General features: G+C 67.4%; 10 protein-coding genes. 3 read left to right on the top strand and 7 right to left on the bottom strand.

Annotation, left to right across the window (positions count from 1 at the left end):
* A partial coding sequence (locus tag BLX41_RS35065) for a glycoside hydrolase family 94 protein (RefSeq protein WP_404942762.1) occupies window positions 1-2,450 on the top strand: 2,450 nt, incomplete at its 5' end.
* 68 nt (window positions 2,451-2,518) lie between these two features.
* Window positions 2,519-3,256, top strand: a complete 738-nt coding sequence (locus BLX41_RS11040; protein ID WP_123724902.1) for a Crp/Fnr family transcriptional regulator — start codon at window positions 2,519-2,521, stop codon at window positions 3,254-3,256.
* Window positions 3,257-3,287: 31 nt separating this feature from the next.
* Here BLX41_RS11040 and BLX41_RS11045 read toward each other — a convergent pair whose 3' ends face one another.
* From BLX41_RS11045 to BLX41_RS11055, 3 genes are all read right to left on the bottom strand, one after another.
* Entirely contained in the window at window positions 3,288-4,199 is a 912-nt protein-coding gene (locus BLX41_RS11045) for a universal stress protein (protein WP_123724903.1), read from the bottom strand.
* A 90-nt stretch (window positions 4,200-4,289) separates the two neighbouring features.
* Complete coding sequence (locus BLX41_RS11050; protein ID WP_047288084.1) at window positions 4,290-5,363, bottom strand: NAD(P)-dependent alcohol dehydrogenase; 1,074 nt, start codon at window positions 5,361-5,363, stop codon at window positions 4,290-4,292.
* A gap of 148 nt (window positions 5,364-5,511) precedes the next feature.
* Window positions 5,512-6,642: an MFS transporter gene (locus BLX41_RS11055; RefSeq protein WP_123724996.1), complete on the bottom strand. Its 1,131-nt coding sequence runs from the start codon at window positions 6,640-6,642 to the stop codon at window positions 5,512-5,514.
* A gap of 100 nt (window positions 6,643-6,742) precedes the next feature.
* Between BLX41_RS11055 and BLX41_RS11060 the strand changes: the two genes are divergently transcribed.
* Window positions 6,743-7,510: an AraC family transcriptional regulator gene (locus BLX41_RS11060; protein ID WP_123724904.1), complete on the top strand. Its 768-nt coding sequence runs from the start codon at window positions 6,743-6,745 to the stop codon at window positions 7,508-7,510.
* A 6-nt stretch (window positions 7,511-7,516) separates the two neighbouring features.
* Here BLX41_RS11060 and BLX41_RS11065 read toward each other — a convergent pair whose 3' ends face one another.
* From BLX41_RS11065 to BLX41_RS11080, 4 genes are all read right to left on the bottom strand, one after another.
* Window positions 7,517-8,392: an SDR family oxidoreductase gene (locus BLX41_RS11065; RefSeq protein WP_123724905.1), complete on the bottom strand. Its 876-nt coding sequence runs from the start codon at window positions 8,390-8,392 to the stop codon at window positions 7,517-7,519.
* A gap of 25 nt (window positions 8,393-8,417) precedes the next feature.
* On the bottom strand, window positions 8,418-9,566 hold the full coding sequence (locus BLX41_RS11070) for an acetyl-CoA C-acetyltransferase (RefSeq protein WP_123724906.1): 1,149 nt from the start codon (window positions 9,564-9,566) through the stop codon (window positions 8,418-8,420).
* Entirely contained in the window at window positions 9,559-10,635 is a 1,077-nt protein-coding gene (locus BLX41_RS11075) for an acyl-CoA dehydrogenase family protein (RefSeq protein WP_123724907.1), read from the bottom strand. The genes BLX41_RS11070 and BLX41_RS11075 overlap by 8 nt, the downstream gene beginning before the upstream one ends.
* A 10-nt stretch (window positions 10,636-10,645) precedes the next feature.
* A partial coding sequence (locus tag BLX41_RS11080) for an acyl-CoA dehydrogenase family protein (RefSeq protein WP_259744687.1) occupies window positions 10,646-11,428 on the bottom strand: 783 nt, incomplete at its 5' end.

Here is an 11,428-nt window from a genome sequence, read left to right on the forward strand (position 1 = left end):
TGATTCTGCAAACGCCCTACGGCGGCTTCAGCAGCGACGGCCGCGAATACCTGATCACCCTCAACCCCGGGCAACCGACCCCGGCGCCCTGGGCCAACGTGCTCGCCAACCCGCTGTTCGGCACGGTGATCTCGGAAAGCGGCGGTGCCTACAGCTGGCGCGAAAACGCCCACGAATACCGTCTCAGCCCGTGGCACGACGACCCGGTCAGCGACCCCAGCGGCGAAGCCCTGTACCTGCGCGACGAAGACAGCGGTCAGGTCTGGTCGCCCACTCCCCAGCCCTGCCCCGGCAACGGCAGCTATCGCACCCGCCATGGCTTCGGCTACAGCGTGTTCGAACATGAGGAGAACGGCATCCACAGCGAGCTGACGATCTATGTGGCGCTGCAGGCGCCGATCAAGTTCTCGCGGTTGAAGATCCGCAACCGCAGCGGCCGGCCACGGCGCCTGACGGTCACCAGCTACGTGGAATGGGTGCTGGGGGAATTGCGCGGCCGCTCGGCCATGCATGTGGTCACTGAAAGCGATCCGGTGAGTGGCGCCCTGTTCGCCCGCAACCCCTACAACATGGAGTTTTCCGGGCATGTGGCGTTTCTCGACAGCGACTCCGCGGTGCGCAGTTTCACCGGCGACCGCAGTGAATTCATTGGCCGCAACGGCAGCCTCGCGGCGCCCGCCGCGCTGACCCGCGGGCGTCTGTCCGGGCGTTCCGGCGCCGGTTTCGATCCCTGTGCGGCGATGCAGGTCGCGGTGGAACTGGCGGACGGCCAGAGCCAGGAAGTGCTGTTCCGCCTGGGGGCCGAGGTGGACGCCAAGGCCGCAACCCGACGGGTCCTGCAATACCGCGGCACGCAGATGGCGCAGAGCGAACTGGCCGCCGTGCACCAGCACTGGCAGCACAGCCTGGGCACGCTGCAAGTGCGTACCCCGGACCCGGCCATCGATGTCATGGCCAACGGCTGGCTGATGTACCAGACCATCGCCTGCCGCTTCTGGGCCCGCAGCGGTTTCTACCAGTCCGGTGGCGCCATCGGTTTTCGCGACCAGTTGCAGGACAGCATGGCAATGATCCACGCCGAGCCGGCCCTGGCCCGCGAGCACCTGCTGCTCTGCGCCGCCCACCAGTACCCCGAGGGCGACGTCCAGCACTGGTGGCATCCGCCACAGAATCGCGGGGTGCGCACCGGCTGCTCCGACGACTTCCTCTGGCTGCCCCTGGCCACCAGCCGCTACGTGCAGATCACCGGCGACCGCAGTGTGCTGGAGGTTGAAGTGGGGTACCTGGAAGGTCGCCTGCTCAATCCCGGGGAAGAGTCCTACTACGACCTGCCCCAGGCCAGCGGGCTGCGGGAAAGCCTCTATCGCCACTGCCAACGGGCCATCGAGCACGGCAGCCGACGCGGCGTCCACGGCTTGCCGCTGATGGGCACCGGGGACTGGAATGACGGCATGAACCGGGTCGGCGAGCGGGGCCTGGGGGAAAGCGTATGGCTGGGGTTCTTCAGCCATGAGGTGCTGCAGCGGTTCGCCGTCACCGCCGAACAGCACGACGATCCGGCCTTCGCCCGAGCCTGTCGCGAGCAGGCCCTGGCCTTGCGCGCCGCCCTCGACAGCCAGGCCTGGGACGGACAGTGGTATCGCCGCGCCTGGTTCGACGACGGCCAGATCCTGGGCTCCGCCGACAACCAGGAATGCCGCATCGACTCCATCGCCCAGAGCTGGTCGGTGCTCTCCGCTGCCGCCAGTGACGCCCGCCAGCACCAGGCCATGGACTCCCTGGACCGGTATCTGGTGCGCCGCGACAGCGGCGTAGTGCTGCTGCTCGATCCACCGTTCGCCCACAGCCCCCTGGACCCGGGCTATATCAAGGGCTATGTGCCCGGGGTGCGGGAGAACGGCGGCCAGTACACCCATGCGGCGATCTGGGCCAGCATGGCCTTCGCCCGCCTGGGCGACAGCGCCCGAGCCTGGGAACTGCTGCACATGATCAACCCGGCGAGCCGACGCAGCACCGAGCAGGTGGCCACCTACCGGGTCGAGCCCTATGTGATGGCCGCCGACGTCTATGGCGTGGCGCCCCACACCGGGCGCGGCGGCTGGAGCTGGTACACCGGCTCGGCGGGCTGGATGTACCGGCTGATCGTCGAATCGTTGCTGGGGCTGCGGCGCGAAGGCGACCGCCTGTACATCGAACCGGTGATCCCGGCCCAATGGCCCGGCTACAGCATGGACTACCGGTTTGGCGCGACGGTCTACCACATCGAGGTACAGCAGACCCCAGGCGCCAACCTCAGCCTGAGCCTGGACGGCCGCCCCCTGACGGGGCTGGCCATCCCGCTGATGGACGACGGCACCACGCGCCGGGTGTTGCTCACCTGGCCTGTCAACGTACCACCGCCGCAGACCGGGCATTCCCCGACAGCGGCCATCACCGAGTCGGCACCATGACAGACACCGGGCAACGCCCTGGACTACCCTGAGTGAGCGCTGACGCCTTGCCATCCGGTGGTTCTGAGATGTTCGACAACCTTGGGCTCGGGCCCAATCACTTGCTCAACGCACTGCCGGCCCAGGTGCAGGAGCGCCTGCTGCCCGACCTCAAGCCGGTGCCCCTGGCCCTGGGCCAGGTGCTCTACGAGTCCGGGGATATTCCGCGTCACGTGTATTTCCCCACGGACGCGGTGGTGTCGCTGCTGTACCTGATGGAGAACGGCGCCTCGGCGGAAATCGCCGTGGTGGGCAACGAAGGGCTGGTGGGCGTGTCCCTGGTGATGGGCGGCGAGAGCACCACCAGCCGGGCCATCGTGCAAAGCGCCGGGCATGCCTTGCGCCTGCCCGGTCAGCGGCTCAAGGACGAATTCAACCGCCACGGCGAGATGCTCCTGCTGATGCTGCGCTACACCCAGTCGCTGATCACCCAGATGGCCCAGACCGCGGTGTGCAACCGGCACCACTCCATCGACCAGCAACTGTGCCGCTGGCTGCTGCTGTCCCTGGATCGCCTGCCGGGCAACCAACTGGTGATGACCCAGGAGTTGATCGCCAACATGCTCGGGGTGCGCCGTGAGGGCGTCACCGAGGCCGCCGGCAAACTGCAGCGCCAGGGCATCATCGAGTACAGCCGGGGGCGCATCAACGTTCTCGACCGGCCACGCCTGGAACAGCACAGCTGCGAGTGTTACGCGGTGGTGCGCAAGGAGACCGCGCGGCTGCTGCCGTACCTGCCGGGCAGCCAGCGCGACGAGCCGGGCTGAGGCTCGCCGCTGGCGGGGTCAGGCGGGGATTTCAGTTCGGGCTCAGCGCCTTCACCGCCAGGATGCTACCCGGCATCGAGTACAGGGCGCGTTCGGTGGTACTGCCGATCAAGCGGCCGAAGCCGGTGCGGTGCACGGTGCCCATGACCACCACGTCCACCAGGTACTCGTCGACGAACTGGGCGATGCCCGGCACCGGCGGCCCCATGATGAAGTGGCGAAATTCCTGGGGCACGTTGTGTTCATCGCCCAGGCGCTCGAATTCCTTGTGCAGGGATTCGCGCAACTCGTCCAGGCAGTTGACGCTCCAGGCGGTGGACGCCACCGGCGCGACGCCATCGAGCATCGGCATCAGGTCGTAGGCATACAGCAGGTGCAACTGCGCATCGCATTGCAGGGCCAGGGCGTTGGCGGTCTGGATGATCAGGCCGTTGAGGCCGCTGATCTGGGTGTCGGACTGGGCCGGGTCGACGGCGGCGACAATGCGCCGGGGCAGTTTGTGCGGGGCGTCGTTGACCAGATGCACCGGCACCGGGGCTTCACGCAGCAGGTGGCAATCCAGGGGGGTGACGAAAACGCGCTTGAGGGCCGATTCCAGGGTCACATCCTTGATCAGCAGATCGGGCCGGAATTCGCTGATGTAGTCCAGCATGTCCTTGAGCACCTGGGTGCTCCAGATCACCTGGGTGGTGACCTCCACGCCCTGCTCGCGCATCCACTCGGCTTCCACCTGCAGCCAGCGCTCATGACGTTGCAGGTAGGCCTGGCGTTCACTCTCTTCCAGGTGCTCTTCCCACAGGTAGGTGCGCGCCGGTGGTTCGACGAACACCAGGGCATGCAAGGCCGCTCCGCTGGCCTTGGCCAGGGCGGCAGCGCGGCGCGCCGCGGGAGACTGATGCTGCTGAGGATCGGCAATCAGCAACAGACGCTGGTACTGGCTCATGGTTGACCTCCTTGGACGTTGATGGGCCTGAGTGTCGAGGCAGACGGCCCCGGGCGCCTTGATATGCATCAAGGCCACCCGGTGCTCGGATCAAGGCGTCACGGCAATCTTCATCACCCCGTCGCGCTGGCTGGCGAACAGCTCGTAGGCGGCTTCGATGTCATCCAGCTTGAAGCGGTGGGTGACCAGGGGCTTGAGGTCCACCTGGCCACTGGCGACCACCTCCATCAAGCGGCGCATGCGCTCCTTGCCGCCGGGGCACAGGGTACTGAGGATGCTCAGGTCGCCGAGGCCGGCGGCGTAGGCATCCAGCGGGATACGCAGGTCGCTGGAATAGACCCCCAGGCTCGACAGCTTGCCGCCCGGACGCAGCACCCGCAGCGCCGACTCGAAGGTGCCCTGGGTGCCCAGGGCCTCGATCGACACATCGACCCCGCGACCGTCGGTGAGGTCCATGATCTGCTTCACCACATCGCCCTGCTTGAAGTCCACCACATGGGTCGCTCCCAACCCGCGCGCCACGCTCATGCGCGCGGCCACGGTGTCGACGCCGATGATGGTGGTGGCGCCTTTGAGCCGGGCCCCGGCCACCGCACACAGGCCGATGGGCCCCAGGGCGAACACCGCTACGCTGTCGCCGATGTTGACTTCGGCGCGTTCGGCGCCGGAGAAACCGGTGGACATAATGTCCGGGCACATCAGCACTTCTTCGTCACTCAGACCGTCGGGAATCGGGCACAGGTTGGCCAGGGCGTCCGGCACCCGCACGTACTCGGCCTGACAGCCGTCGATGGTATTGCCGAACTTCCAGCCGCCCGTGGCGCGAAAGCCATGACGGGTGTCGGGCCCATCCTGGGAGCCACAGCCACAGAGGCAGGCATAACTCTGGCCGCTGGGGGTAATGGCCCCGGCGATCACTCGCTGGCCCTCATGGAAACCGCGGACCTGGGAGCCGAGGCGCTCGATCACGCCCACCGGTTCGTGGCCGATGGTCAAGCCCTTGGCCACCGGGTATTCGCCCCGCAGGATGTGCACATCGGTGCCGCAGATCGTGGTGGTGGTGATGCGCACCAGAGCGTCCAGCGGACCGATTTCGGGGATGTCCTTGTCTTCCAGGACGATGCGGTTCTTTTCCACGAATACCGCGGCTTTCATCTTGGCCATGTTGCCGATCTCCATTTCCGGGAAGGGGCTGCGCCGTTGCACAGATCTGCCAACAGGCTGCGCGGATGCGCCGGGCAACGGCTTGATCATGGTCAAACAATGGACCCTTCAAAGGCGGTGCGGCGACCGCGTGTCGCAAACCCGGGATTCATGTGCGGCGGCGCGCCCCCAGGCACAGCAACAAGGCCGCCGCGCCGCACAGGCAAAGGCTCGGCCCCAGGGCCTGCCCCCAACCCACCAGCAGCAGGCCGGCGCCGATCAGCAGGTAATAGAACAAGCCGAACCAGGCCCCGGCGCTGCCCAGCCGGTCGCTGTAGGCCGCCAGGGCCGAGCCGAGAATGTTCGGGATCGCCAGGCCAAACCCCAGCACCACCCCGAGCATCGGCAGCACCAGCCACAGGCTGTGCTGCAAGGCCAGGACCCCGCCACCTCCGGCCAACACCGCCAGGGCCGCCAACACCAGTAGCCGCTCGCTGCACCAGCCCCGGCCCAGCAGCCGGCGGTTGAGCCAGGCACCCAGGCCGGAGCCCAGGGCCAGCAACGCGCCGCTGTAACCGAACCACTGCGCGCCCTGCCCCAGGCTACGGAACACAAAGGGCCCGAGGCTGTAATAGCTGAGCAAGGCCAGATTGAACACCGCCACCAGCAGCGCCGAGCGCCAGATCGCGGGGTCCCGCAGCATCTGCCACAAGGTGCCGGCCAGGGGCGCCAGAGGCTGCGCAGGCGGACGGGTTTCCGGCAAGGCCCGGGCGCACCAGCCGAGCAACGCCAGGGCCAGCACCAGCAACCCCGTCAGCGCGCCCTGATAGCCAAAAGCGCGGCTCAGGGCCGCCCCCGCGAACAGGCCGATAGCGGGACTGGCCGCCAGCACCATGCCCATCAGCGAGAACACCCGGATCAGTTCGCGGCCCTGGAACAGGTCCCGCAGCAGGGTCTGGGTCACCACCGAACCGGCAGCCACGCCCAGGGCTGCCAGACCCTGGCACAGCAACAGCTGGGCAAAGCTGCGGGCCTGCAACTCCAGGACCAGCGCCAGGGCATACAGCGCCAGCCCGCCGAGCAAGGCCGGGCGCCGCCCCCAGCGATCGCTCAGGCGTCCCCAGAGCACCACCCCCGGCGCGAAACCGAGGATAAACACCGACAGGCTCTGGGCCGCCTGCTGCGCCGGGACGCCAAAGGCCCGACCGATATCGGTCAGGGCCGGGCTGAAGAGGGTCTGGGCAATCTGCGGAAACATCAGCAGGGCCATGGCCAGGGGCAACAGGGAACGGGGATTCATCAGGTGGGCGCTCGGCAAAAAAAACATGCCGGCGATTCTAGGCAGGCGACACTGGCGTATTATCGCAACCTGGCCAATAAACAGTGGAAGTCGGACAAAGATGGCATGGCTCGATCCCCAGGCACGCTTCGACCCGGACCCCTTCAGCGCACCGGTAATCGGCATTGCCGCCACCCTCGGCGATCATGATTCCGGCCTGCACCGGCACCGTCGCGGGCAACTGCTGTACACCCGCCAGGGCTGCACCCGGATCACCCTCGCCGACCGCCTGTGCCTGCTGCCCCCCTCGCGGGCGGCCTGGATTCCCGGCGGGGTGCAGCACCGGGCGCAGATGCAACAGAGCGTGGATTACCGCTCCTTGTATTTCAGTGCCGAACTGAGTCCGCGCTTGCCTGCGGACGTGGCGGTGATCGATGTCAGTCCCTTGCTGCGCGCCGTGCTGGAACCCATGGCCCTGGCGGCGTTCGATTGCGACTGGAGCCAGGGCCGCTACCCGCACCTGCTGGGCCTGTGCCTCGAGGAAATCGGCGCCGCACTGCACCAGCCGCTGTCCCTGCCCCTGCCCCGGGACAAGCGCCTGCAACCGCTGCTGGAAGACCTGCAGCGCCTGCCACCGGAGCTGCAGGTGCTGACCACCCGGGTCGGCGCCAGCAGCCGCACCATCGGCCGCATCTTCCAGCGCGAGACCGGCCTGGGTTACCAGCAATGGCGTCAGCAATGGCGGCTGATGCGCGCCATCGAGTTGCTGGCCACCGGCCGCAGCATCGGCTACGCGGCCTTCGACCTGGGCTTTGCCAGTGACAGCATCTTCATCGCCTTCTTCAAGGCCATGACCGGCACCACGCCGCGAGCGTATTTCAACAGGTGAAAGGCCTCAGCTACCGTAGACCTTCTGTGCCGGCGCCCGCTGCTCCAGCAGTTGCGCCACCGCCGCACCAATCTGCGTCACCTCCCAGCGCGCCTGGCGATCCAGGCTCGGCCCCGAACGCCAGCCCTCGGCCAGCGAGAGCTTGCCGCCTTCAACCTCGAACATCTGCCCGCTGACCTGCGCCGAGGCTTCAGAACCGAGCCAGACCACCAGTGGGGCGACATTTTCCGGAGCAAAGTGATCGAAGCCCGCCTCGGGCTTTTTCATCACTTCGGCGAACACCTGCTCGGTCATGCCGGTGCGCGCCGCCGGAGCCAGGGCATTCACGGTCACCCCGTAACGCTGCAACTCCGCGGCCTGGACCAGGGTCAGGGAGGCGATGCCGCCCTTGGCCGCGGCGTAGTTGGACTGGCCGACGGAGCCCTGCAGGCCGGCCCCGGAACTGGTGTTGATGATCCGCCCGCTGACCGCAACCCCGGCCTTGGCCCGATCCCGCCAGTAGCGCGCGGCGTGGCTGGCGATGCAGAAATGGCCCTTGAGGTGTACGGCCACTACCTGGTCCCAGTCGGCCTCGCTGAGGCTGCTGAACATGCGGTCGCGGCAAATTCCGGCGTTGTTCACCAGCACATGCAGGTCACCAAAGCACTCCAGGGCTTGCCGGACAATCCGGCCGGCCGCCTCGTAGTCGGTGATGTCGTCGCTGTTGGCCACGGCGCTGCCGCCCTGGCCGGTGATCTGCATTACCACCGCATCGGCCGCTGCGCGATTGATGTCATTGACCAGCACCCGGGCGCCGGCCTCGGCAAAAGCCAGGGCATAGCAGCGGCCCAGGCCTGCGCCGGCCCCCGTGATGATCACAACGCGGTTTTCACAGATATTCATCTTTGCGGGTCCTCGGGTTGCTGTTCTACAAACGTTCGATAATGGTCACGTTGGCCTGGCCGCCGCCTTCGCACATGGTCTGCAGGCCAAAGCGCCCACCACTGCGCTCCAGCTCATGCAACAGGCTGCACATCAGCCGGGTGCCGGTGGCGCCCAGGGGATGACCCAAGGCAATGGCACCGCCATTGACGTTGGTCCGGGCGTGGGGGTAGCCGGTCTCCTTGAGCCAGGCCATGGCCACCGATGCGAAGGCTTCGTTGATCTCTACCCGGTCGATGTCTTCCAGGCGCATGCCGGCGCGGCGCAGGGCATGAGCGGTAGCGGGGATCGGCGCGGTGAGCATCCAGATCGGGTCGGCGGCGCGCACGCTCAAATGATGGATACGCGCGCGCGGGGTCAGGCCATAACGCTTGAGCGCGGTTTCGGAGACGATCAGCAGCGCGCTGGCGGCATCGCAGGTCTGGCTGGATACCGCCGCCGTCACCCGGTCGCAACCGAACAGGAATTCCAGCTCGGCCATTTGCGCCAGGCTGGTGTGGCGCGGCGTCTCGTCCTGCGAGACACCGACCAGGGGCAGGATCTCCCGAGCAAAGCGCCCCTGTTCCTGCGCCTGCAAGGCCCGGCGATGGGACTCCAGGGCGTATTCCTCGAGCGCGACCCGGGACAGGCCCCACTTCTCGGCAATCATCTGCGCCGCGCGAAACTGCGTCGGCGGCTGCGGGCCGTAGCGCCGCACCCAGCCCTCGGAACCGCTGAACGGATCGCTGAAGCCCAAGGGTTCGGCGGCGCTCATGGCCGAGGCGATGGGGATCTGGGTCATGGTCTGCACACCACCGGCGATCACCACATCCTGGGTACCGCTCATCACCGCCTGGGCGGCAAAATGCACCGCTTGCTGGGACGAACCGCACTGGCGGTCGATGGTGGTGCCGGGCACTTCCTCGGCCAGCCCGGCAGCCAGCCAGCTGGTCCGGGCGATATCCCCGGCCAGGGGGCCGATGGTGTCGACACAACCGAAGATCACGTCGTCGTAGTCCACTTCGGGGATGCCGTTGCGTGCCACCAGAGCGCGCAGCACATGGCCCCCCAGGTCAGCGGCATGGACCCGGCTCAGGCCGCCCTTGCGCCGCCCGGTGGGGGTGCGCAGGGCATCAACGATATAGGCTTCAGGCATGTCTGCCTCCACATTCAAAGGTCTGGCCGGCGCCAAGCGGCGCCTGCGGGTCGAACAGCGCCTGGCGCACCCGTGCCTTGTGCAGGCAACGGTCGCCCCAGGTTTTGTCCAGGGCCCAGGCACGCTTCATGAACAGTTGCAGATCGACTTCCCAGGTGTAGCCCATGGCGCCATGGGCCTGGATCGCGTTCTTCGCGGCCAGCAAGGCCGCCTCGGCACAGGCCAGCTTGGCGTGGGAGACGTGCGCGTCCAGGCCGGGACCACCCTGATCCAGGGACCAGGCCGCGCGAAACAGCGGGCCCTTGGCGAACTCGACCTGCACCGCGACATTGGCCATCAGGTGCTTGACCGCCTGGAACGACCCCACCGGCTGGCCGAACTGCTTGCGCTCGAAGGTGTAGTCCACCGCCAGGTCGACCATGCGCCGGGCCAGGCCGAGCAACTGCGCCGCCGTCCCCACAGCGCCGCGATTGAAGGCCTCGGCCCAGAGCTGCCGGCCTTGAGTAGCGTCGGCCACGCAGGTGGCAGCGCTGGGCGTCCAGTGGACCTGGAACAACTGGCGGCTGGGGTCCATCGATTCGTTGCGAACCAGACGCACCGCCGCCGGTTCCAGTGCATGCACCTCATCACCGTGGGCCAGTAACAGCAGGTCGGCGACATGGGCATCGCTGACCAGAACCTGTCCCGGCTGCGCCACCGCCAACCGCGTGGCGCCCTCGGCGATACGCGTCAGCCAGTGCTGCTTCAGAGGTGCCCGGGCCTCGTCGAGGGCCGCCAGCAGCGGCACGCCGATCAGCGCCGTGTCCACCCAGGGCTCGGCCAGGGCGGCATAACCACACTCCTGGGCCAGCAGCACCACATCGACCATTTGCAGGCCCATGCCAGCGTATTGCTCGGGCACCGTCAGCAGGTTCAGGCCCAGTTCCGACAACTGGCCCCAGAGCCGCTCGCAACGGCCGCTGGGGCTTTGCCACAGCTCGCGCAAGCGTTCCGGAGGCACCTCGTTGATCAGGAACTTGCGCAGGTTGTCCTGGAACAGCAATTGATCGGGAGTAAAGCTGAAGTCCATGGTCTGCTCCTCAGGCCCGGGGCATGCCCAGCATGCGTTCGGCAATGATGTTGCGCTGGATCTCGTTGGTCCCGGCGTAGATCGAACCGGCCTGGGCGAACAGGAAGCCCTCCAGCCACTGGCCGACGTCGCCGGCCGCAGGAGCATCGGACAGCAACTCGCCGCGCTGGCCGAGAATGCTCATGGCAATCTCGTGCAAGCGTTGGTCGAGCTCGGACCAGAAGATCTTGTTGGTGGACGATTCCGGGCCGATCTTGCCGCCCTGAACCAACTGCGAAGCGGTCATGTAGGTGTTCAGGGTATAGGCCTCGGCATCGAGCCAGGCGCGCATCACCGCCTCGCCAATACTCGGGTCGAGGTCGGCGCTGGCGCGGTTGGCCTGGTACAGCTGCACCAGGCGGCGCGCGCTTTCCTGATAGCGCGCCGGCGAACGCAGCAGCAGCCCGCGCTCGAAACCGGCGGTGGACATCGCCACGTGCCAGCCCCGGCCCTCGCCGCCCAGGACATTCTCCAGCGGCACCTTGACGTCATCGAAGAAGATGTCCGCAAAACCCGGCAGGCCGTTGAGCTGGCGGATCGGCCGCACGGTCACCCCCGGGCTGTCCAGGGGCACCAGGATGAACGTCAGGCCGTGGTGGCGCCGGGATTCGGGGTCGGTGCGAAAGATCCCGAACGCCCAGTCGGCCCAGACCGCCCGGGTCGACCAGGTTTTCTGGCCGTTGAGCACATAGTGGTCGCCGACCCGTTCGGCCCGCGAGCGGATCGCCGCCATGTCCGAGCCGGCACCGGGTTC

Source organism: Pseudomonas protegens, from assembly GCF_003732485.1.
GTDB classification, from domain to species: Bacteria; Pseudomonadota; Gammaproteobacteria; order Pseudomonadales; family Pseudomonadaceae; genus Aquipseudomonas; species Aquipseudomonas protegens_B.